At 58.7% G+C, this 21135-nt stretch carries 23 protein-coding genes and 1 riboswitch; of the genes, 8 read left to right on the top strand and 15 right to left on the bottom strand.

The features are described 5' to 3' along the window. Positions 1-34: 34 nt before the first annotated feature. The 13 genes from argH to ACEVJK_RS03025 form a co-directional block, all read right to left on the bottom strand. On the bottom strand, positions 35-1414 hold the full coding sequence (gene argH / locus ACEVJK_RS02965; RefSeq protein WP_147570921.1) for an argininosuccinate lyase: 1380 nt from the start codon (positions 1412-1414) through the stop codon (positions 35-37). A 78-nt stretch (positions 1415-1492) separates the two neighbouring features. Next, a complete protein-coding gene (locus ACEVJK_RS02970; protein WP_186853295.1) occupies positions 1493-2707 on the bottom strand; it encodes an argininosuccinate synthase in 1215 nt (404 codons plus the stop codon). Positions 2708-2968: 261 nt separating this feature from the next. Beyond that, positions 2969-3487, bottom strand: coding sequence for a DUF4358 domain-containing protein (locus ACEVJK_RS02975; protein ID WP_374739933.1), 519 nt, complete (start codon positions 3485-3487; stop codon positions 2969-2971). A gap of 165 nt (positions 3488-3652) precedes the next feature. Continuing rightward, on the bottom strand, positions 3653-5305 hold the full coding sequence (locus ACEVJK_RS02980) for an ATP-binding protein (RefSeq protein ID WP_374739934.1): 1653 nt from the start codon (positions 5303-5305) through the stop codon (positions 3653-3655). 33 nt (positions 5306-5338) lie between these two features. Beyond that, complete coding sequence (locus ACEVJK_RS02985) at positions 5339-6010, bottom strand: response regulator transcription factor (RefSeq protein WP_147570925.1); 672 nt, start codon at positions 6008-6010, stop codon at positions 5339-5341. A gap of 86 nt (positions 6011-6096) precedes the next feature. After that, a complete protein-coding gene (phoU, locus tag ACEVJK_RS02990) occupies positions 6097-6738 on the bottom strand; it encodes a phosphate signaling complex protein PhoU (protein ID WP_147570926.1) in 642 nt (213 codons plus the stop codon). 1 nt (position 6739) lies between these two features. Next, positions 6740-7498 carry a phosphate ABC transporter ATP-binding protein PstB gene (pstB, locus tag ACEVJK_RS02995; RefSeq protein ID WP_147570927.1) on the bottom strand — a complete coding sequence of 253 codons (759 nt, stop codon included), beginning with the start codon at positions 7496-7498 and terminating at the stop codon, positions 6740-6742. 14 nt (positions 7499-7512) lie between these two features. After that, positions 7513-8358: a phosphate ABC transporter permease PstA gene (gene pstA, locus ACEVJK_RS03000; RefSeq protein WP_147570928.1), complete on the bottom strand. Its 846-nt coding sequence runs from the start codon at positions 8356-8358 to the stop codon at positions 7513-7515. Between the two features lie 4 nt (positions 8359-8362). Next, complete coding sequence (gene pstC / locus ACEVJK_RS03005) at positions 8363-9214, bottom strand: phosphate ABC transporter permease subunit PstC (RefSeq protein ID WP_186853344.1); 852 nt, start codon at positions 9212-9214, stop codon at positions 8363-8365. A 164-nt stretch (positions 9215-9378) separates the two neighbouring features. Continuing rightward, positions 9379-10281 carry a phosphate ABC transporter substrate-binding protein gene (locus ACEVJK_RS03010; protein ID WP_374739935.1) on the bottom strand — a complete coding sequence of 301 codons (903 nt, stop codon included), beginning with the start codon at positions 10279-10281 and terminating at the stop codon, positions 9379-9381. A gap of 238 nt (positions 10282-10519) precedes the next feature. After that, the gene (locus tag ACEVJK_RS03015) at positions 10520-10732 is read right to left on the bottom strand and encodes a DUF378 domain-containing protein (RefSeq protein WP_147570930.1); all 213 of its coding nucleotides are present in this window, start codon (positions 10730-10732) and stop codon (positions 10520-10522) included. A gap of 89 nt (positions 10733-10821) precedes the next feature. Beyond that, a complete protein-coding gene (cdd, locus tag ACEVJK_RS03020; RefSeq protein WP_186853291.1) occupies positions 10822-11217 on the bottom strand; it encodes a cytidine deaminase in 396 nt (131 codons plus the stop codon). A gap of 12 nt (positions 11218-11229) precedes the next feature. Continuing rightward, positions 11230-11847, bottom strand: a complete 618-nt coding sequence (locus ACEVJK_RS03025) for a pentapeptide repeat-containing protein (RefSeq protein ID WP_374739936.1) — start codon at positions 11845-11847, stop codon at positions 11230-11232. Between the two features lie 106 nt (positions 11848-11953). Further along, a riboswitch (TPP riboswitch) is annotated at positions 11954-12058 on the top strand. Positions 12059-12130: 72 nt separating this feature from the next. On the opposite strand from ACEVJK_RS03025, the gene thiW reads away from it, so the two are divergent. From thiW to ACEVJK_RS03065, 8 genes are all read left to right on the top strand, one after another. Continuing rightward, on the top strand, positions 12131-12664 hold the full coding sequence (thiW, locus tag ACEVJK_RS03030) for an energy coupling factor transporter S component ThiW (RefSeq protein ID WP_374739937.1): 534 nt from the start codon (positions 12131-12133) through the stop codon (positions 12662-12664). Beyond that, positions 12657-13481, top strand: a complete 825-nt coding sequence (gene thiM, locus ACEVJK_RS03035) for a hydroxyethylthiazole kinase (protein WP_374739938.1) — start codon at positions 12657-12659, stop codon at positions 13479-13481. The genes thiW and thiM overlap by 8 nt, the downstream gene beginning before the upstream one ends. Beyond that, positions 13468-14130 (top strand): thiamine phosphate synthase, encoded by a 663-nt coding sequence (gene thiE, locus ACEVJK_RS03040; protein WP_374739939.1) that lies wholly within the window; start codon positions 13468-13470, stop codon positions 14128-14130. Before thiM ends, thiE begins: the two co-directional genes overlap by 14 nt. Then, the gene (locus tag ACEVJK_RS03045) at positions 14123-14758 is read left to right on the top strand and encodes an HAD family hydrolase (protein WP_374739940.1); all 636 of its coding nucleotides are present in this window, start codon (positions 14123-14125) and stop codon (positions 14756-14758) included. The genes thiE and ACEVJK_RS03045 overlap by 8 nt, the downstream gene beginning before the upstream one ends. Position 14759: 1 nt before the next feature. After that, entirely contained in the window at positions 14760-15062 is a 303-nt protein-coding gene (locus ACEVJK_RS03050) for a thiamine-binding protein (RefSeq protein ID WP_240286870.1), read from the top strand. Positions 15063-15141: 79 nt separating this feature from the next. Next, positions 15142-15939 carry a bifunctional hydroxymethylpyrimidine kinase/phosphomethylpyrimidine kinase gene (gene thiD, locus ACEVJK_RS03055; protein WP_186853286.1) on the top strand — a complete coding sequence of 266 codons (798 nt, stop codon included), beginning with the start codon at positions 15142-15144 and terminating at the stop codon, positions 15937-15939. Further along, entirely contained in the window at positions 15936-16547 is a 612-nt protein-coding gene (locus ACEVJK_RS03060) for an energy-coupled thiamine transporter ThiT (protein WP_262670426.1), read from the top strand. Before thiD ends, ACEVJK_RS03060 begins: the two co-directional genes overlap by 4 nt. After that, positions 16544-17224, top strand: a complete 681-nt coding sequence (locus ACEVJK_RS03065) for a TenA family protein (RefSeq protein WP_147570940.1) — start codon at positions 16544-16546, stop codon at positions 17222-17224. Before ACEVJK_RS03060 ends, ACEVJK_RS03065 begins: the two co-directional genes overlap by 4 nt. 74 nt (positions 17225-17298) lie before the next feature. On the opposite strand, the gene ACEVJK_RS03070 is transcribed toward ACEVJK_RS03065, so the two are convergent. Beyond that, positions 17299-17484 carry a hypothetical protein gene (locus ACEVJK_RS03070; RefSeq protein WP_147570941.1) on the bottom strand — a complete coding sequence of 62 codons (186 nt, stop codon included), beginning with the start codon at positions 17482-17484 and terminating at the stop codon, positions 17299-17301. A 281-nt stretch (positions 17485-17765) separates the two neighbouring features. Then, positions 17766-20792 carry an S-layer homology domain-containing protein gene (locus ACEVJK_RS03075; RefSeq protein ID WP_374739941.1) on the bottom strand — a complete coding sequence of 1009 codons (3027 nt, stop codon included), beginning with the start codon at positions 20790-20792 and terminating at the stop codon, positions 17766-17768. Positions 20793-21135 lie beyond the last annotated feature (343 nt).

Consider the following 21135-nt stretch of genomic DNA (forward strand, 5'->3'; position numbering starts at 1 on the left):
TATTATGGTCTAACCTGGGAATTTTTGCAATGGCTTATTTGCGCTCTGCCACAAATTCTTCAATCAGGGCGATCTGCTTCTCCACGCTCTCCTTCGCCGGGCCGCCATAGACCTTTCTTTCATTCACACAGGTCTTGAGGGCCAGGGCCTGGTACACGTCCTCATCAAACAGGGAGGAGATGGCCCGGAAGTCCTTTAAGGTCAGCGTATCCAAGGTGTCCCCAGTCTTGATGCACAGGTTGACCAGCCGGCCCACGATCATATAGGCCTCCCGGAAGGGCAGCCCCTTTTTCGTCAGGTAGTCGGCACAGTCGGTGGCGTTGATGAAGCCGCCGGCCGCTGCCTTGGCCATGTTCTTAGGCCGCACGGTCAGGGTATCCACCATGGCGGCAAACACGGGCAGGCACAGCTCCACCGTGTCAATGGCGTCAAAGACGGCCTCCTTGTCCTCCTGCATATCCTTGTTGTAGGCCAGGGGAAGGGACTTCATCACAGTAAGCAACGTGACCAGGGCACCGTACACCCGCCCAGTCTTGCCCCGCACCAGCTCGGCCACGTCTGGGTTCTTCTTCTGAGGCATGATGGAGGAACCAGTGGAGTAGGCGTCGTCCAGGTCCGCGAACTTGAACTCCCAGGAGCACCACAGCACGATCTCCTCAGAGAACCGAGACAGGTGCATCATCAGGATGGACAGGGCGGACAGCAACTCGATGGCGTAGTCCCGGTCGGACACTGAGTCCATGGAATTGTCGGTTGGTTTTTTAAAGCCCAGAGCCTGGGCAGTGGCGAAGCGGTCCACCGGATAGGTAGAAGTGGCCAGGGCGCCCGCCCCCAGGGGGCACTCGTCCAGCCGCTCCAGGCAGTCCTCCAGCCGGGTGACATCCCGCTTGAACATGTTGGCGTAGGCCATCATGTAGTGAGCAAAGGTGGTGGGCTGGGCCCGCTGAAGGTGGGTATAACCCGGCATGACGGTGTCTAGGTTGGCCTCGGCCTTTTTGACCAGGACCTCCTCCAGCGCCAACACCTGGCCGATGATAACAGGGATTTCCTCCTTGACATACAGCCGGGTGTCCACCGCCACCTGGTCGTTCCGGGAACGGCCGGTGTGGAGGCGCTTGCCCGCGTCGCCGATGCGCTGGGTCAGCATGGCCTCGATGTTCATGTGGATGTCCTCGTTGTCCAGGGAGAACTCCACCTTGTCGTCCTCAATGTCAGCCAGGATGGCCTTCAGGCCCTCTACGATCTTTTCCGCCTCATGTGCCTCGATGATCCCCTGCCTGCCCAGCATCTGGGCATGGGCGATGGAGCCCTGGATATCCTGCCGATACAGCCGGGCGTCAAAGCCGATAGAGGAGTTAAAATCGTTCACCAGTGTGTCAGTTTCCTTTTGAAATCTTCCTGCCCATAACTTCATGTCAGTTACCTCACAAATATTAAGAATAGAATGGAGAGCGAAGATATTGGGCTTATCTCCACTCTCCACTCTTAAATATTACAGCTTGCCCTGCTCTCTTAGCGCCTGTACCTTGTCGGGAAGGCCCCACAGGTTGATAAAGCCCTGGGAGTCCTTCTGGTCATAGTCGCTCTCCTCAAAGGTCACCAGATTCTCTGAGTACAGGGTGCAGGGCGAGGTGATGGAAGAGGTGATGATATTGCCCTTGTAGAGCTTCAGCTTCACAGTGCCGGTGACGTACTTCTGGGTATCCACGGCGAAGGCGGTCAGGGCCTCCCGCAGGGGGGTAAACCACTTGCCATTGTACACCAGATCGGCAAAGTCCACCGCCAGCTTCTGCTTCATGTGCTTGGTATCCTTGTCGATGGTGATCTGCTCCAGCACCTCGTGGGCCCGGTAGAGGATGGTGCCGCCGGGAGTTTCGTACACGCCCCGGTCCTTCATGCCCACCAGCCGGTTCTCCACGATGTCCAGCAGGCCGATGCCGTTGGCCCCGCCCAGCTCGTTGAGCTTGCGGATGATGTCGGACGCCTTCATCTTCTCCCCGTCAATGGCCACAGGCCATCCCTTCTCAAAGTCCAAGGTGACATAGGTGGGGGCGTCTGGTGCCATGGCGGGGGACACGCCCATCTCCAGGAAGCCGGGCTTGTCATACAGGGGTTCGTTAGCGGGATCCTCCAGGTCCAGCCCTTCATGGGACAAGTGCCACAGGTTTTTGTCCTTGGAATAGTTGGTCTCCCGGCTGATCTTCAGGGGGACGTTGTGGGCTTCGGCGTAGTCGATCTCCTCGTCCCGGCCCTTGATGTCCCACTCCCGCCAGGGGGCGATAATCTTCATCTCAGGGGCAAATCTCTTGATGGCCAGCTCGAACCGGACCTGATCGTTGCCCTTGCCGGTGCAGCCGTGGCAGATGGCGTCGGCGCCTTCCTTCTTGGCGATCTCCACCAGCCGCTTGGCAATGATGGGCCGGGCAAAGGCGGTGCCCAACAGATAATCCTCGTACTTGGCCCCCATCATCATGGACGGGATGATAACGTCGTCAACCATCTCGTCGGTCAGGTCCTCGATATACAGCTTAGAGGCGCCAGTCTTGATGGCCTTCTCCTCCAGCCCGTCCAGTTCAGTGCCCTGCCCCACATCGCCGGAAACAGCGATGATCTCAGGGTCATTATAGTTCTCCTTCAACCAGGGGATGATGATGGATGTATCCAGACCGCCGGAGTAAGCCAGCACTACTTTTTTTACTTGAGCCATGATTTTTCCCTCCAAATCTCAGTGCGGGGCGCGCTTTTTCCTCTGTCTGGTGGCCTGCGCCGTCCGCTCTGCTTTCCATGGCAACAGTCTACCACTCCCTTAACGTAATTGCAAGAGGTTATTTGCATTAATATGCATATACTAACAATTATTTTCCATATATATTTACCAAAAATGAATATATATTTGGATATTCCGTTTATTTATTCACTTTAATACAAAAACATCCCCGGTCCGGGGACCGGGGATGTTTTGTGGGCTTTAGCCGGCCTGGATGGCGGCGGAGATGGCGTCAAAGACCGTATCCTGGTCCTCACACATAACCATCAGGATGGTGCCGTCCTCCAGAGTTTCCAGTCTGGCGTTCTTAGCTACCTCGTACTGGTCAGCCAGATACATCTCAAAGCTGCTCTTCTGTTGGTCGATGTAGCCCTGCAGCCCCTCTTTCACAGCGTCGCCCTTCCCCTCGGCGGGCATGACGGCGGCGATGGCGTAAGCCTTGACATTCATCATGGAGGCACTGATCCCAAAAGCGGTCATATCGCCAGTATCCAGCCCCAGCATCTCAAGGAGCATAGCGGAGCCGTCGTCCTCTTTTTTCTCTGTGATCACAGGGTTATACTCCACCATCTCGCCGCCGTTGTCTGTGATGGCAGTATGGTAGAGCTGGGCCAGTTCCTCCGGGCTCTTGTCAGACGTGGTCCCGCCGTTTCCGGAGCAGCCAGACAGCCCGGTGACAGCCAGGGCCAGGACAAGGGCAAGCGTTAAAATCTTCTTCATAACATAATCCTCCGTTTTGTCGTAAAGTTTCAGCCTATTTAGCTTTCCCTCTATTAGACGGCCCCTATCCCAAAAAGTTCCCTCCTTTTCCGTTTTTTATCATGTGCGGATAACAGGCCGGGAGGCCGCCGGCAGAAACCGGCGGCCTCCCGCGGGATGAAAAAATCAGATGGGAAAGATTAGGCGCACAGTGGTTCCATGCCCAGGGGCGCTCTCCAGCCTGATTGCGGCGTTGTGCAGGGCGGCGCCATGCTTGACGATGGACAGGCCCAGACCGGTCCCTCCGATCTCCTTGGAATGGCTCTTGTCCACCCGGTAGAATCGCTCAAAGACCCGCTCCTGGTCCTCGGCCGGGATACCGATGCCAGTGTCGGCCACGGACAGCTCTATCTCTTTCTCCCCTAGGGAGAGGTTCAGTGCCACGCTCCCTCCCGGACGGTTGTATTTGATTGCGTTGTCGCACAGGTTATACACCATCTCCTCCAACACTGCCGGGATCCCGTGGATCGTAGCTGGCATCCCCTCTACGCTGACGCTCACGCCAGCCCGCTTGGCGGCGGGCTCCAGCCGCTCCATGACCCGGCGGCACAGCTCCAGCAGGTCCACCGGCGCCGTCTCCAGCCCCACGCCTCCCTCATCCAGGCGGGACAGGTGGATGATGTCCTCCACCAGGCTAATGAGTCGCTGGCTCTCCTTATAGATATCGCCGGCGAAACCCGCCACATCCTTCGGGTCCACCAGACCATCCTTGATGATCTCGGCCATGCCGGAGATGGCTGTCAGGGGAGTCTTCAGCTCATGGGACACGTTTGCGGTGAACTCTCGGCGCATCCGCTCCCCCTGCTCCCGCTCTGTTACGTCCAGCAGTACCAGGACCGCTCCGCTCACAGCTCCCTCCCGGAACACCGGGTCAGCCAGGAGATGGACACACCGGCCCTGGCGGTCCAGGCGGGTCTGTCCGCGCACCCCGTCCAGCACCTGCTCCACTACTCGGCGGAAGGCATCCGTCCGGTCCAGCGTCAGGACATTGGCCTCGCCCCCCGGCGGGATGGCGCCCAAAAGCCGCAGGGCGCCGGAGTTATAGGAGAGAACGTGGCCCTTTTGATCCAACAGCACAAAGCCCTCGGTCATGTTCTCGGTGAGGGCGGAAAATTCCTGTTGACGCTGGCGGAGCTGGTCCATCTGGCCCCGGATGGTGTCATTCTGCCGCCGGATCCTTGTCAACAGCGGGGAGAGCTCGTCATAGGTATCGCACTCCTCCGGGTGCTCCAGATCCAAGTCCAAAATAGGCCGGATGATCCCCTTGGACAGCCGGTTGGCCAGCACCGCGGCCAGGATCAGGGACAGGACCAGGATGATCAGCAGGGGCTGGACCATGGATACCAGCAGGACCACCACTGTATACTGGGCGCTGGCCAGACGGATGACGGAGCCGTCCTCCAGCCGCCGGGCTACATAAAATGTCTTTTCCGACAGGGTGGCCGACTGGCGCTGGGCCGTCCCCCGGGAACCATTCATCGCCTCACGGATCTCCTCCCGGTCGGCGTGATTCTCCATGGTGGAGGCGTCCGCCACACTGTCATAGAGGACCGTTCCATCCTCCCCTACCCAGGTGATGCGGCTGGAGGACTGGAGGCCGTCAAAATAGTCCATTCCCATGGACTCCACACCCCGGGCCACCAGCCACGCCTCGTTCTCCAGCTCACCGGTGATTTGATCGCCGAAGTATTGGTACAGCACTCCCATGAACAGGGCCACTGACAGCAGAAATACGGACAGCCCTACCGCCATGGAATTGCGAAAGATCTTTGATGTCAAACCGCTACACCTCTCAATTCTGACGGCCTTGTCCTATTCCGATACCTTGTAGCCGATACCCCGGACTGTTTCGATGCAGGCGCCCGCCTCTCCCAGCTTTTGCCGCAGGGTGCGGATATGGACATCCACCGTGCGGCTGGCCCCGTCAAATTCATATCCCCAGATGGTATTAAGCAACTGGTCCCGGGTGAATACGGTGCCTCGCCGCTCCAGCAGCAGGCAGAGCAGTTGAAACTCCTTTAGGGTCAGGGTTACATCCCGCTCCCCATCCCGGACCACATGGCGGCCTGGGTCCACATAGAGAGCGCCCACTTGATAGGTCCTGCCTCCGTTCTCCCCCTGCCCGGAGTGGCGCAGGGCCGTACGGATGCGGGCCATCAGCTCCATCATGCCGAAGGGCTTGGCGATGTAGTCGTCCGCCCCCTGGTCCAGCCCCAGCACCTTGTCATACTCGGTGCTCTTGGCCGTCAGCATCAGGACCGGCAGCCTTCTGGTGTTGGAATCGGCCCGCAGGCGCTTCAGCACCTGCAGCCCGTCCTCCTCCGGCAGCATGATATCCAGCAGCACCAAGTCGGGCTGCCGCTCCTCCAGAGCGCGCCAAAAGCTGGAGGGGCGTTCAAAGCCCTCCGCCTCCATCCCCTGGCTGTTCAGGGTGTATACCACCAGCTTGCGGATACTGGCGTCGTCCTCCAGAATATAGATCAAGGGGTCCACCTCATTCCAGTCTTGTTTCCCCGGCGGGAGAGAGACTGTGCCTTCTTCCCCATGCCGCCGTCCGGCAATCTTCTCTTTCAGTCATCCTCATAGTCCCCGGTGATGGCGTACTCCACCCACTGGGCGATATTGCAGGCGTGGTCGCCGATGCGCTCGAAATACTTGGCGATCATCAGCAGGTCCAGGCAGAGGCCGCCATTCTCCCCTCCGGCGATCAGCGCGGTCAGCTTTTCCCGGACGGACAGGAACAGGCTGTCCACCTGGTCGTCCTGGGCGATGACTGAGTGGGCCAGGGCCAGATCACCCCGGACAAAGGAGTCCACACTGTCCGTCACCATTTTAATGGCAGCCAGGGCCATCTCCTCCATGGGCACCTGCCGCAGAATGGAGCTTTTCTCCATATACCGGGCGATTTCAGCAATATCGGCGGCCTGATCCCCGATGCGCTCCATATCGGAAATCATCCGCAGGGCGGCGGATACGGCCCGCAGGTCCTTGGCCACCGGCTGCTGACGCAGGAGGAGCTTCATACACTGGCTCTCGATATCCCGCTCCTTGTGGTCGATGTCTTGCTCCAGGCTCCTGGCCCGCTCTCCCAGCTCTCGGTCTCCCTCCACATACGCCTTGGTGGCGGCGGAGATGGCCTCCTCGCACAGAGCTCCCATTTTAATCAGTTCTACATTCAGCTGCTCCAGCTGTTCATTAAAACGGTTCCTCATATCAGCCAAACCTCCCGGTGATGTAGTCCTCGGTTCTCTTGTCCTGAGGCATGGAGAATATTTGCTCCGTCTCTCCAAATTCCACCAGCTCCCCCATGAGGAAAAAGGCGGTATTATCTGAAATACGGGCGGCCTGCTGCATGTTGTGGGTCACCATAATGATAGTATAGTCTTTTTTCAGCTCTGAGGCAAGGTCCTCTATCTTGGAGGTAGAGATGGGGTCCAGGGCGGAAGTGGCCTCGTCCATCAGCAGTACGTCCGGCTTGACGGCCAGGGCTCTGGCAATGCACAGCCGCTGCTGCTGGCCGCCGGACAGGCCCAGGGCGGACTTCTTCAGCCGGTCCTTCACCTCTTCCCAGATGGCGGCCCCCCGAAGGGACTGCTCCACGATCTCGTCCAGCTTCACACGGTTGCGGATCCCATGGGTCCGGGGGCCGTAGGCCACGTTGTCATAGATAGACATGGGGAAGGGGTTGGCCTTCTGGAACACCATGCCGATGCGGCGGCGCAAATCGGTTACATCCCTGCCTGGGGCGTATACCTCCTCCCCCCGATAGGTCAGGGATCCAGTGATTTTCACCCCCGGAATCAGGTCGTTCATCCGGTTAATGGTCCGCAGAAAGGTGGACTTTCCGCAGCCGGAGGGGCCGATCAGGGCGGTGATCTGCCGCTCCGGCAGGTCGATCATAATATTTTTCAAGGCATGGTTCTCGCCATAATACAGATTTAGGTCCCGGGCGGACAGGATAGTATGGTCCATGGCTCTGTGCTCCTTTACTTCTTTAGCTTCTTCCCAACCAGGCTGGCGGACAGGTTGATAACCAGGGTGAGAATCATCAGGATGGCCGCGATGGCAAAGGCGATATCCGTCCGGCCCCGCTCGTTGGCGTAAAGGTATAGGGCCACGGTAAGGGTGGCGGAGGAGTTATTCAGCGCCTCGCCAAAGCTGTACAGCACTGTGCCGAAGCCAGCGGTGAACAGCAGGGCGGCCGACTCGCCCACGATACGGCCCACAGCCAGGATACAGCCGGTGACGATCCCGTCCACGGCGTTGGGCAGCACGACGGTGCGAATCATATGCCACTTGCCGGCCCCCAGGCCCAGGGCCCCCTCCCGGTAGCTCTGGGGAACAGTCTTCAGGCTCTCCTGGGTGGTGCGGATGATGGTGGGCAAAATCATGACCACCAGCGTCAGGCCGCCGGCCAGGATGCCCGCCTTCAGTCCCATAAGCTGGATAAAAACCATCATGCCCACCAGGCCGAAGATGATGGAGGGGATCCCGGTGAGGGTTTCGGCGGCAAATTCGATGATAGCGGCCAAACGCCGGTTGGAGGCATACTCCGTCAGATAGATGGCAGCGCCCACCCCCAGTGGCAGGACGATGGCCATGGACAGCACAATGATGTAGATGGTGCTGGCGATGTGGGGCAGGATGCCGGTGGTTCCCTTGAGCATACTGGTCTGGGTGGACAGCAGCTCCCAGGTGACTAAGGGAAGTCCCCGGACGAAGATATAGCCGATGAGAAAGACCAGCAGGGCGCACACCAGCAGACCACACAGGTAGAGCAGGGCACGAAGCCCCCGGTCGTAGAGCCAGCGCCTCTTAGACAGCTTTTCCATGGCTTCAGCCCTCCTTTTTGTTCTTGATAAACAGGTTAAGGATCACGTTGATGAGCATAATGAAGAGGAACAGCACCAGACCCACGGAGTACAGGGCCTGCCGCCACAGGGTACCCACTCCGGCATAGGACATTTCAGAGGCGATAGCTGTGGTCAGGAACCGCACGGGGGTAAACAGGCTGTCCGGCATATTGGGTACATTGCCGGACACCATGATGATGGCCATGGCCTCACCGATGGCCCGCCCCACCCCCAGCACCACAGCGGTTGCCACGCCGGACCGGGCGGCGGGCAGAGTCACCCGGAAGATGGTCTCAATGTGGGTGGCTCCCAGGGCCAGGCTGGCCTCCTCATACTCCTTGGGCACCGCCCGGAGGGAGGTCTCCGCCACGTTGACAATGGAGGGCAGAATCATGATGGCCAGCACCACGATAGCGGCCAGCAGGCTGGCGCCGGAGGCCAGCTCGAAGGTTCGCTGGATGGCGGGGACCAGGACGATCATGCCCACCAGACCGTAGACAATGGAGGGAATGCCCGCCAGCAGCTCCACGGCGGTACGGATGACTTTAGCCGCCTTGGGCGGCGCTACCTTGGCCAGAAACATGGCGGTCATCAGCCCAATGGGCACCCCCACCAGGACGGCGCCGGCCGTGCCGGCCACCGAGGTGAGGATGAAGGGCAGGATCCCGAACTTCTCCTGTTTGCCCGCCCACTCCGTTCCGAACAGGAAGTCGGTGACGCCAATCTCCAAAATGGCGGGCAGCCCGGCAATAATTAGATAAATACAGATAAAAAGCACACAGCCCACCGCTACAAAGCCGCACAATAGGAATACCATCTTGACGATGAATTCCATAGTGTCCCGGCCCCGGCGGAGACTGGAGGCCGGCTTGTGTTCCGCCCTAGAGGCGGCCCAGTCCATGACCTTCTCGCTTTCCAATGCCAAAACTCCTTTCGTTCAGCCCAACAGCCTCCACTCTATCAGCAGAGCGGAGGCTGTCGCGGAAGGATCTCTCAGAATCAGACCATAGGCACCGCGCCGGCGGCACGGATCAGGTCGGAAGCGGCGGCGGAGGTAGCCCAGTCAAACCAGGCTTGGGCGGCCTCACTCAAGGTCTCGCCCTCCTTGGTCACCAGGATGAAGGGGCGCTGGATCTCGTAGCTGCCGTCCAGCACGGTCTCCTCCGAGCAGGCGACACCGTTGACGGTGATGGCCTTGATGCCCTCCTGGCCCTCCACAGCGGAGAGGGAGGCGTAGCCAATGGCCTGGGGGTTATTCTTCACTGCCTCGATGACAGCGCCGGTGGAGGTCAGCTCCTGGGAGAGCACACAGAGGTCCTCCGTCCCGGTGATAGACTCAAAGCCGTCCCGTGTGCCGGAGCCGCCCTCCCGGCCGATGCAGGCGATGGCGCCGTCCGCGCCGCCCATTTCCGACCAGTTGGCGACCTCGCCCTTGAAAATCTGGGCAATCTGCTCCACGGTCAGGTCAGAGATGGCGGAGTCGGCGTTGACGATGATGGCGATGCCGTCCAGGGCCAGGGTGGTGCTCTTCAGACCGTCGGCCACCTCCTCGTCCTTCAGGGCGCGGGAGGCCAGGCCGATGTCGGCAGAGCCGTTCTTGGCGGCCTCGATGCCAGTGCTGGAGCCGGTGGGGTCGTAGGACGCCTTTACATCGGGGTGGTCGATCATAAACTGCTCATTCAGCGTCAGGACCACCTTTTCCATCGAGGTGGAGCCGTTGGTGGTAACGGAGCCGCTCAGGTCAGTCTGTGTATTGTTGTCTGTGCTCTGCGCCCCGGCGGCGGAGCCGGTGTTGGAGTTGCCGGCGCCGTTTGAATTGGAGCTGGAGTTATTGTTGCCGCCGCAGGCGGTCAGGGACAGGGCCATGACCAGCGCCAGACCCAGGCAAGTCAGTTTTTTCATCTTCGTGATTACTCCTTTTTATTCTGTCTTGGTTCTTTTGATCTGTGCTACGGTGCCCAGTATAAAAAAGGAATGTAAAATGCGAAACACTACCTCTGTTAAGTCTTTGTAAAATTCCGTCTCAATGTAAAAAAAGAGGGCTCTAGCGCGTAAAACGCGCCAAGGTCCTCAGAAAAGCCGGCCCGGACCGCAGTGCGGTCCGGGCCGGCTTTATCGGTTATCTCTGACTGCGCAGGGGTCAGCTCCGCTCCTCGACGGGGTCTCGATCCCGGAACAGCAGGGAAACACACCATACAGCGGACAGGCCCACTAGGGCATATACTACCCGGCTGACCAAGCTGCCGGCCCCGCCGCAGGCGAAGGCCACCAGGTCGAACTGGAACAGTCCCACGCTGCCCCAGTTCAGCCCGCCAATGATCAGCAGGGTCAGGGCGATCTTATCCATGACCATATCAGGTCACCTCCTCGGATCAAGTTCCACAGGTAGTTTGACCAGATAAGGGCAGTCTATGCACACGGAAAATATTTCCAATCAACAGTCTACTTCAAGGACTTGGGTCCAAAGCCGTGGGGCAGCAGTTGGGACAGTTTGGTCTCAACGAAGGCGCCGTCCCCACGGGCACACAACACACGCAGATCCGGGGCAAACTCGTAGAGCATCTGCCGGCAGGAGCCGCAAGGCCAACAGTAGTCCTCCCCCCTGCCGGCGATGGCGATGGCGAGGAAGTCCTCCCGGCACCCCTCACTGACCGCTTTTAGCAGAGCGGTGCGCTCGGCGCAGATGGTGGAGCCGAAGGCGGCGTTTTCCACATTGCAGCCGGTAAACACCCTGCCATCCCCGCACAGCAGAGCGGCTCCCACCGGAAAATGGGAATACGGCACATAGGAATATTGGTGCATCTCAAAGGCCTTGTCCACCAGTTCTTGATCTGTCATTCTATTTTCCTCCTATTCCGCCACATCTATCCCCAAGATACGGGCCACCACCGCCGCCTGATGGGGAGCAATCCTGGCTCCCTTCAGCTCGGCGCAGCTGGCCGACAGGGAGATGCTGTCTATGGTGCACCGGGACAAGTCGGTTCCCTTCAGCGAGGTTCTGAACAGCTCCGCTCCCGTCAGGTCCACCTTTTCCAGCGTCAGCTCCTTCACCACAGCGCTGGAGAGGGTGGTCTCCCGCAGGTCACAGCGCTCCAGCTTTGCGCTCCTCCACTGGCTCTCATTGAAGTTGGAGTAACGGAGCAGCGTATCCTTCCAACCGCACTCCCTTATCCTGGCCCCGCGGAAGTCGCCGCCCTCGGCCTTACATTCTAGGAGGGCGGTATCCCGCCAGCAGCTGTTTCCAAAGCGGCACTGAACCAACTGGCAGCTATGGAACAGGCATCGCTCAAGGACAGCGCTGGAAAAATCGCAGTCTGTAAAGCGGCAGCCATGGAAATGGCAGTCCCGCAGCTCCAGCTCCGACAGGTCCAGTCCCTTCAGCTCCTGGCGGAGCTGAGTCAGACGACATATCTGGTCGTCCTCCTCCCTGGCCTGGGCCAGAGCGTCTAAAAATCCTATTTCTTCCACGCTCGCCTTTCCACCTTTTTTATTTTTAGGATACTCCAGGACAAAAAAACTTGCAATCCCATTTTGAAAGTATTATAATGAGGGCCGGCTCCAGCCGTGGGATGGGGCCAAACAACAAGGGAGCTCGCAAACGGGCTGAGAGGAAGCTGTGCGCTTCGACCTGTGACCTGATTTGGGTAATGCCAACGTAGGGAGATAGTTTTTTCGGCTGATGCCGTGGGAACGTCTTTCTAAGAGGTAAAAGACAGGCCCACGGCATTTTACGTTTTAGGAGGAAATATCGATGCAGCAGATCCAAGCAAAAACCCAGCTCCGAACCAAGAAGATGGTGCTTACCGCCATGCTGGCCTGCCTGGCCTTCGTATTGAACACCTATGTCTACTTTCCATCCATGGCGCCCTTCCAGCACTTCGTGGATGTGATCGCCGCCGTCCTGCTGGGTCCGTGGTACGCCTGCGCCGCCGCTTTTCTATGCGGGATCATGCGGATGATGTCCGGCCGGACCATTCAGGCAGTGGTCGGCGCCGTTTTTGGACCCATCCTGGGCGGACTCATCTATCAAAAGACCCATAACATCTGGCTGGTCCTGGTGGGTGAGGTAGCTGGCACCGGCCTGCTGGGGGCCATGACCGCCTATCCGCTGATGAAGCTGTTTTACGGCCTGGACGCCCAGTCCCCTCTGTACTACATCCCCCTCTATACCCCCGCCGCCCTGGTGGGAGGCGGCATGGGGGTGGCCGCGCTGCTCATCTTCAAACGGTCCGGCCTGCTGAACCGGATGCTGGCCGAGCTGGGCCGGGAGGCGCCCCGTGGTTGATTTTTCCAACGCCCTGCACCTGGTCCGTGAGCGGGCTCCCCTGGTCCAGTGCATCACCAATTTCGTCACAGTAAACGACTGCGCCAACATTATCCTAGCCGCCGGCGGCTCCCCCTCTATGGCTCATGACATCCGAGAGGTGGAGGACGCCGTGTCTGGAGTGCGGGCCTTAGTGTGCAACATGGGGGCCATCGAGGACATAGACGCCATGGTGCTGGCCGGGAAACGCGCTAACCAGCTTGGCACGCCGGTGGTACTAGATCCAGTGGCCGCCGGTGGCACCCGCCTTCGGCGGGAATCCGCCAAGCGGCTTTTGGAGAAGGTACGGTTTACCGCCATCCGGGGCAACGCCTCGGAGATCCGCAGTCTGGCCGGCCAGGAGGCGTCCGGCAGCGGGGTGGATGCGGCGGCGGCCGACACCGTGTCTCAGGACAGCCTACCTGCCGCTGTCCAGACGGTCGCGGGGCTGGCCCGGCGCATTGGCGGCGTCATCGCCCTGTCCGGCCCTCTGGATGTCATCTCTGACGGGGAACAGACTATGGTCCTCCGGAACGGCTGCCCCACCATGGCCCGCATCACCGGCAGCGGTTGTATGCTCACCTCCCTGATCGGCGCCTTCTGCGGCGCCATGCCGTCGGACCCCTTTGCCGCTGTCTGTACCGCCATGGCCGCCATGGGCGTGTGCGGTGAGGCGGCCGAGGCCCGCCGGCTGAAAAACGGCACGGGAAACGCCACCTTCCGCACTGATCTCATCGACGCGGTGTTCAACCTGACTGAAAAACAACTGACAGAGGGTGTAAGATATGAAATTTACTAGGGATGAAATCCGCCGGTCCATGCTGCTCTATGCCATCAGCGACCGCACATGGCTGAAGGAGGGGGAGAGCCTGGCCGACGTCTGCCGCCGTGTGCTGGACGGCGGGGCCACCTTCCTCCAGATTCGGGAGAAGGACCTGGAGCCCGGCCGCTTTGCCCAGGAGGCGGAGGAACTGCGCCAGCTTTGCCAGCGGCGGAACGTCCCCTTTGTGGTCAACGACAGCGTGGAGATCGCCCTGTCCTGCGGCGCCGACGGCGTCCATGTGGGACAGTCCGACCTCAGGGGGAGGGACATCCGCGCCCTCATCGGGCCGGACCGCATTTTAGGCATCTCCGCCGGCACAGTGGCCGAGGCTAAGGCCGCTCAGGAAGCCGGGGCTGACTACATCGGCGTAGGCGCTGTATTCGGCACCAGCACCAAGAAGGACGCCCGGAACCTGACGGTGGAGGCCCTGCGGGACATCGTCCGGGCCGTGTCCATCCCTGTGGTGGCCATCGGCGGTATCAACGCAGGCAATATCGCCCAGCTGAAGGGCAGCAATGTGGACGGTGTGGCTGTCATCTCCGCTATTTTCGGCGCGGAGGACCCAGGCGCGGCCACGTCCAAATTGCTGGCGCTGGCAAAGGACATGGTGGCCGCCCATGGATAAAGCCTTTGCCATTTTCGACATGGACGGGACCCTGGTGGACTCCATGGACTACTGGCGTGGTCTGGCCCGGGAGTATCTGGCCCGACAGGGACTTGCCCCCTCCCCCGAGCTGCTGGAGCGGATCAAGCCTATGACCATGACCCAGTCGGCGGAGCTGTTCATCCGCACCTTTGGACTGTCCGGCACTCCCCAAACTCTCGCTGGGGAGATGAACGCCATGATTGAGGCGCACTACCGGGGAGACATCCCCTTGAAAGAGGGGGTTGCCCTCTACCTAGACCGGCTTCGCCGGGATGGGGTGCGGATGTGCGTGGCCTCAGCCACCGCCCTCCCGCTGATGAAAGCCTGTCTGGATCGGCTGGGGGTGCTGGACTATTTTGACTTTCTTCTCTCCTGTGAGGAGGTGGGCTGGGGCAAGGACCGGCCCGACGTGTACCACGAAGCCGCCCGGCGGCTGGGGGCCTCCCCCGGAGAGATCGCCGTTTACGAGGACGCCCTAGGCGCTGCAAAAACCGCCAAAATGGCGGGGTACTATGTGGTAGCCGTCTACGACGGCGGTACCCAGCCCTGGGAGGAATTGAAGAAGCTGGCGGATGAAGCCATCGACAACTGGAAGGAGGAAACTTAATATGAGCGCAAGCATCGCCATTCAGGTACTGCCCCAAGTGGACAACGATGCCGAGGTGTGCCGGATTGTGGACCGGGTCATCGACTATATCAAAAGCACCGGCCTGAACTATCAGGTGGGCCCCTTTGAAACCACCATCGAAGGGGAGAGCTACGACCAACTGATGGATATCGTGAAGGAATGCCAGCATGTGGCCGTTCGGGCAGGAGCGCCCAAGGTCTCGGCCTATGTGAAGGTGGTCTATCGCCCCGACGGCGAGATTTTGACCATCGACCAGAAAATTGGGAAATATCAGCGGAGCTGATTTTTCCGCGGCAGCTCGGGGGCACCACCTGCTGTCGCGTAATAAAACTTCAATGCAAAAAAAGAAAGGAGTTTTCACAATGAAAACAGCATTGACGATCGCTGGGACCGACCCCAGCGGAGGCGCCGGTATCCAGGCCGATATCAAGACCATGACCGCCAATGGCGTATACGCCATGAGCGCGGTCACAGCCCTGGTGGCCCAGAATACGACCGGCGTCAAGAGCATCATGGAGGTCACGCCTGAATTTCTGGCGGAACAGCTGGACTGCGTCTTTACGGACATCATGCCAGACGCGGTAAAGACCGGAATGGTATCCAGCGTGCCTCTGATCCAGGTCATCGCCCGGAAGCTGAAGGAATACCGAGTGGAGAAGCTGGTGGTAGACCCAGTGATGGTGGCCACCTCCGGCGACCGTCTCATCTCCGAGGAGGCGGTGGATGCCCTGAAGGCGGAACTGCTCCCCCTGGCCACCGTTCTCACCCCCAACATCCCGGAGGCGGAGGTCCTCTCCGGCATGACCATCCATGGTCCCGAGGACATGGAGCGGGCCGCCCGCTCCATCAGTGAGCGGTACGGCTGCGCCGTGCTGTGCAAGGGAGGCCACGACCTGAACGACGCCAATGACCTGCTGTGGCGCTCCGGCGAGGCCAAGTGGTTTTATGGCCGCCGAATCGACAATCCCAATACCCACGGCACCGGCTGCACCCTGTCCTCCGCCATCGCCTCCAACCTGGCCAAGGGCTACGACCTAGACACCTCCGTGGAGAGGGCCAAGACCTATCTCTCCGGCGCCCTGGCCTCCATGCTAGACCTGGGGCAGGGAAAAGGGCCGCTGGATCATCTCTTTAACCTAGAGGGGGAGTTTGTTAAATGACCCCCTCCACCATGATCACCGCTGTCTTTACCGTCGCCTATCTGGCCGTCACCGCCTGGCTGTGCCGGGGACTGCGCCTAAACACCAGGTCTGTGTGCTACGGCGGATTGACGTGTGCCGCCACCCTGGTTTTGGGCTCCTTTCTGCTCTACCTTCCCACCGGGGCGGCCATCAGTCCGGGCTCCTGGATTCCCCTGATGCTGCTGGCCCTCACCTATGACTGGCGGCTGGCCTGCGTCACCGGCTGGGTCACTGGTATTCTGGCCATCTTCCTCATCCCCGCCTGGGCCCCCGTCCACTGGGCCCAGATTTTCGTGGAGCACCTGGTTGCCTTCTCCGCCCTGGGCTATGCCGGGATCTTCGGCAACGACAAGAAATGGAAGGTGCTGTGCGGGGTACTGCTGGCCATCCTGCTGCGGTTCATTGGCCAGATGCTCTCCGGCGTAGTCTTTTTCTCTCAAAACGCCTGGGACGGCTGGGGGGCCTGGGGGTACAGCATCACCTACCACCTGTCCTGCAAGATCCCCGAGGGCACCGCTACCACGCTGATTATGCTCGCCCTGCCGCTGAAGACCATCCAAAACGCCATAGGAGGGAAACAGTCATGAACTTTTTAGAGGAGTGCATCCAGGACAGCCTGCCCATCTGGGAGTCCTGCCTGAATACAAAATTTTTGAAGGGTGTGGCCGATGGCTCTCTCCCCGAGGAGTGCTTCAAGGGCTACATCGTGGACGACAGTCTGTACCTGCGGGAGTATTCCAAGGTATTTGCCTGGGGGATGATCCACTCCCGGGACATGGCGGAGATCCGTAACTATTACTCCCTGCTCTCCTTTGTCAATGAGAGCGAGGATGCCACCCGACGTTACTACCTGAAACGCTACGGCATCACGGACGAGGAGATCCAGCCCCTCCCCCTCCGGCCGGAGAATCGGGCCTATGTGGACAGTATGCTGGCCGCCGCCCGGGACGGGGAGGGGGCCGCCGAGTGCATGATGGCCTGTCTGCCCTGTATGTTGAGCTATGGCTGGATCTTTGGCGAGCTGATCCGCCGCTCCCCCGGAGTGGAAAATACTCCCTACTGGCCCTTTGTCCGGGACTACGCCGGCAACCGCTACGACGCCATCTGCCGGGCCTGGTCCGAGTTTACCGACCAGGCCTGCCAAGATCTGGCACCGGAGCGGGCAAAAAAGTGCAGGGAGATTTTCCGCGCCTGCTCCCTCCATGAGCTGCATTTCTGGGAGATGAGCGCTCACCCCAGGGAGGACCTCCCTACATCCCCCTGAAGACTGGATTCAGAAATCGGGAACCTGCAAAAACAGAGCCGGGCAGTCCAGGACTGTCCGGCTCTGTTTTGCCTTTACAGGTCCATGGCCTCGGCCAGGTTTTCCACCGCCTCATTGACCCGCTTGGCGGCCATATGGGCGGCCCGCTTGATCTGTCGGTGGGATGGCGCCATAGTCATGCCCAGGGCCGCGCCCGCCGCCATTCCAGTGGCCACGCCCAGAACAAATTTTCCGCATCCTCCACAACCGCTGTTGTTCATTCTCCTCGCTCCTTCCCTGTTTTCAAAAGGCGTGGAACGCTTTGTTCCACGCACCATTATTCTTTCCCAAAATTTCAAAAAATCTGTTGTCAAATTTTTAGCAGCTTCCTGCTACACCCCGTGTTCTGGTAAAACTTGCGGCAAAACAAAAATTTCTCTTTTTGCCACATCTCCACAAATCCGCACGGTCGTCATATCATTTATGGTTGCCAAGCAAAAGAAGGGGCCGCTCCATGATGGAGCGGCCCCTTTGCCAGTACACGATTGGAATAAAATCGGCCTTACTTTGCGATATCCTCACAGAAGTTCATGAAGATCTGTGCTACCTCGGCACGGGTGGCCCCGGCGGTAGGCGCCAGGGTGTTGTTCCCCTTGCCGGACAGCAGACCAGCGTTTACCGCCCAGTCCATGGCCTTCACGGCATAGCTGGAGATGGAGGAGGCGTCCAGATAGCCCTCTGTCCCCTTGCCGCTCTGGCTGGTCTTGTACCCCTCGTTCTGGGCGTAGCGGTACAGGATGGCCGCCAGCTGCTCCCGTGTAATGGGATCGTTGGGGCCGAAGGTGTCGCCGTAGCCGGACACGATGCCCTCACCGGCCGCCCAGGAAATGGCGTCGGCGTACCAGGCGCCCTCCGCCACGTCAGCGAAGTCAGCGCTGCCGGCCGCGGGCTTGCCCTCCAGGCTGTACAGCATCTGGGCCACCATGGCGCGGGTCAGGGTGCTGCCGGGGGCGAACTCCCGGTCGGACACACCGGACATCAGGCCGTTGTCCAGGGCGTAGTCCACCGCCTCATGGTACCAGGCGTCCTCGTCCACATCCCGGAAGCCGGCGGCGGGGCAGGTATCCTGGTGGTCGATCTCCACGAAGGAGGCCTCAATGGTCACCTTGGACCGGGGCATCTTGAAGGTATACTTGCCGTCGCCCTTGTCGGTCAGCTTGATCTCGTCCCCGTTCTTGTCGGTGACGGTCAGCTCGTCCAGCTCATAGCCCTCGTCGGCCTTGACAGTGATGGTCACCGTCCGGCCGCTGGAGGCGCTCTTGGGGGACACGGTCACACTGCCGTTGTCAATGTTCTTGTCCACGCTGATGGAGTAGCTGCTGGAGCCGCCTCCGCCGCCGCTAGAAGGAGGTATATAAGTATTTAGATCATCAGGCTCCATTTCAGGTCGCAGATAATACTCATTGTTGCTGACTTGACTTTCACTGCCCGCCGCAGGCCTATATTCAGCAGTTCCTTCTCCAAAGCTGAATTTGTCCCCGTCGCTGGAGGCGTCCTGTACCTTAGGCTCGGATACAGTACCGTTGAAGTTGTAATAGTTTTTGTTGATGTCATAGATTCCGCAATCCTTATTTCCATCAGGATTCAGCTCAAAGGCAAACCGCACATCAATAAATCTATTCTGATTGAAGGTCAGACTCTCGGCCTCCAATGTAGAGTTGTCCACGGCCAGGGCTCTGTTCGCATTCTTAAAAGTGTTATGCGTAATCTCAACTGCGCCTTTTCCAGCGGCAGCACATAGGGACAGAATACTGGTTCTGCTGTCAGTGTCACCATGGCGCTCACTAATCAGGTCAAAGGTATTGTGGGTGATGACGCTGTTGTTTCCGATACCAACGATGGCCGCTCTGGAGTTTGCATTCACGGTATTGTTGGTAAAAGTAAGGGAATAGGTTTCGTCCGTTGCCGGTTTTCCTTCTCCCATAATGAGGTTGCCCGTTTTTGTTACCCCTGCAGCCATTGTGAAATCACAGTTATTTATATGCAGAGGCCCCGCACTGTGGTAAATATACCATGTTTCGCCTGTGGCTTCCAGATTCAGATTTTCCAATGTAAAAACTCCAGCCCCGCTCTGGCTAAACAGGCCACTTGAACCGCTGACTTTGACCTTCGTGTCGTCTCCCTTTACCGCTCCCCGGAACGTCAAAGTCTTTTTAGGAGAAATGGCGGATGTGACAGTGATATCCTGGAGTATCATAATCGTATCACCGTCCTTGGCGGCCTCCACGGCGGCCGCTAAAGTGGTGTAACCTACGTTGCCGATGGAAGCTACGGCCTTGCTCTCATCAACAACCACGTTGCCGCTTTCGTCCTGAGTGGTGCCCTCAGGAAGATAGCCGCTCACATCTACCTTACCGCCGTCGGCATTCTGGAAAGTGCCGCCGGTAACAGATATACTGCCGCTGCCATCGGTATTCACGATCTTATCGGAGGCGCTTGTGCTTGAGGTGGAAATTACAGCATCGCCGCTGATGCTGACGGACGCATTGTCCTCAGCATAGACAGCCTGTTTTTCCGTGGAGATCTTTCCACCAGTGATATTCACGGTTGCATTTTCTTCCGCAGAAATCACACCGCTTGTTGTACTGGTAGTGGTGGAGCTGATCTCGCCGCCGCTGATGTTGACGGTGCTGGTTTCACCACAGGAGATTGCGCTGGAGCCACTTGAACTCAGGTTTCCGCCCTCCACATTGAGGATGGTGTTCTCCTGGACCTGAACAGCATAACTACTGGTAGATTCAATTTCTGCGGTGCCGTCAATGGTGACGGTAGCTCCCTTATAGAGCTGAATGGCACCGCTCATGCCGCCGGTATGGGTCAGCTTTCCGCCGGTCATGGTGAACTGGATGGAGTCCGGGTCGCCGTAGCAGGAGATATACACGCCGGTGCGCCCGTTGCTCACTAGCTCACCGCCGGTAATGGTCACCTTAGTACCGTTTCCACGAACACCTAATACATTGTCCGTGGTGCTGATAAGTTTACCTCCAGCAATATCGACGATACAATTAGAGGTACTGTCGTAAATGTCCACTGTTTCCTGGGTAGTTTCAATCGTACCAGCCTGGAGCGTAAAGGAGCTTTCGCTGTACAGCCGAATCCCGTAACCATAGCTGCTATCTGTTGCCTCGATCTTGCCGCCTTTATCCGCAGAGTTATCGGTAACGGTCAGAGAGCCGCCATTTTTAACCGTCATGATGAAGTTGTTCATTTCGCCGTAAGAACTGCGGATGGTGCAGTTATTCAGATCCAGCACAACTTCTTTTCCGTCGACAGTCCAGTTCTGTTTCTCACTCACTTCAATGCTTGCGGTCAGTTTGATATTGCCGCCGTTGGTCAGAGCGGCGCCCAGTGCCTCCGCGCCGCTGACCTCAGTCCATCCATCTTCCGTGGTGTCCGGCTCCTGGCCGGACGCCTCTGTGGCCGTGGTCCCGCTGGACTGCGGGTCAACGCTTTCCTCCAGTGCCGCCGCTGGGAACATTGACAGCACCATAATCATCGCCATCAATGTGGACAACAGCTTTTTCTTCATGTTTTTTCTCCTCCTCTTCTGTCCAAATTGGACTAAATGATTATTTTGCGGTGACTCTTGCTGTTGACATATGCCTATTGTGTAACAAAATGATTATTTGGTCACACATCCGCTAACAGAGCCGACCATCCATGGCATTATTGTAACGCACTCCAAAAGAGAATGCAAGTTTAACAGTATAAAAACCGGACCGTATGAGAATTTTTTCTCCGACGGCTTAACTTTCATACACATTTTTCCAATTTTTTCCTTGATTTTCCTTTTCCTCTTTAAGTACGGGAGAAAAATGTCTGACCTAAATCGCTTTCCGGCGGCTTTCCTATTGACAAAATAATCATTTTGT

The organism is Flintibacter sp. P01028, assembly GCF_041925235.1.
Classification (GTDB): Bacteria; Bacillota; Clostridia; order Oscillospirales; family Oscillospiraceae; genus Lawsonibacter; species Lawsonibacter aceti.